Origin of the sequence: Pseudomonas sp. 2VD (genome assembly GCF_005503585.1) — a bacterium.
Taxonomy (GTDB): Bacteria; Pseudomonadota; Gammaproteobacteria; order Pseudomonadales; family Pseudomonadaceae; genus Pseudomonas; species Pseudomonas aeruginosa.
In genome coordinates, this window is sequence record NZ_SCND01000688.1 from 1 (window position 1) to 1,031 (window position 1,031).

Consider the following 1,031-nt stretch of genomic DNA (forward strand, 5'->3'; position numbering starts at 1 on the left):
GGGATCTGGGCGGAGGTCCTGCAATTGCAACAGGTCGGGCTCGACGACAACTTCTTCGAGCTTGGCGGCCACTCGTTGCTGGCCACCCAGGTCATTGGCCGCCTACGCGAACGACTGCACCTGGAGGTGCCGATCAAGTCGATGTTCACCGCGGAGACACTGGGTGAGTTCTGCCACGGCGTCGAGACCCTCAAGGCCGAGAGCGCGCCGGTGGAAGATGCCCTGGCTAAATCCCTGGAGGCGCTCAAACGTCTATCTGCCGATGAACTTGAAAAACTGATTTCCTAAGAGGCGGTAGCGTGCAAGCACTCATAGAGAAGGTGGGCTCCCTTTCCCCCCAGGAAAGGAAGGCATTGGCTGTCCTGCTCAAGCAGCAAGGTGTCAATCTCTTCGAGATCGCGCCAGTGTTCAAGCGCCAGGACGGCGAGCCCCTGCGGCTCTCCTATGCCCAGGAGCGACAGTGGTTTCTCTGGCAACTGGAGCCGGAAAGCGCGGCCTACCATATCCCGAGTGTCTTGCGTCTACGTGGGCGGCTGGACCTGGATGCCCTGCAACGCAGCTTCGACAGCCTGGTTGCGCGGCACGAGACCCTACGCACCCGTTTTCGCCTCGACGGCGACGAGGCGCGCCAGGAGATCGCCGCATCCATGGCATTGCCGTTGGATATCGTCGCGTTGGGGCCGCTCGAGGAGGGCGCCCTCGCTCGGCAGGTCGAGACGACGATCGCGCGGCCGTTCGACCTGGAGCGTGGGCCGCTGCTGCGGGTGAGCCTGTTGCGGCTGGCCGAGGACGACCATGTGCTGGTGCTGGTCCAGCATCACATCGTGTCCGACGGTTGGTCGATGCAGGTGATGGTCGAGGAACTGGTCCAGCTCTATGCCGCCTATAGTCGAGGGCTCGAGGTAGCGCTGCCGGCTTTGCCGATCCAGTACGCGGACTACGCCCTGTGGCAGCGCAGCTGGATGGAGGCAGGGGAAAAGGAGCGCCAGTTGGCGTACTGGACCGGCCTGCTGGGCGGCGAGCAGCCGGTG

Annotated in this window: 2 protein-coding genes; both read left to right on the forward strand. The window is 63.7% G+C overall.

Annotated features, from left to right (window positions below; genetic code table 11):
• A partial coding sequence (locus FFS27_RS33105; RefSeq protein ID WP_046095143.1) for a phosphopantetheine-binding protein occupies window positions 1–288 on the forward strand: 288 nt, incomplete at its 5' end.
• Between the two features lie 11 nt (window positions 289–299).
• On the forward strand, window positions 300–1,031 hold a 732-nt coding region (locus FFS27_RS33110; RefSeq protein ID WP_137952581.1), incomplete at its 3' end, for a condensation domain-containing protein.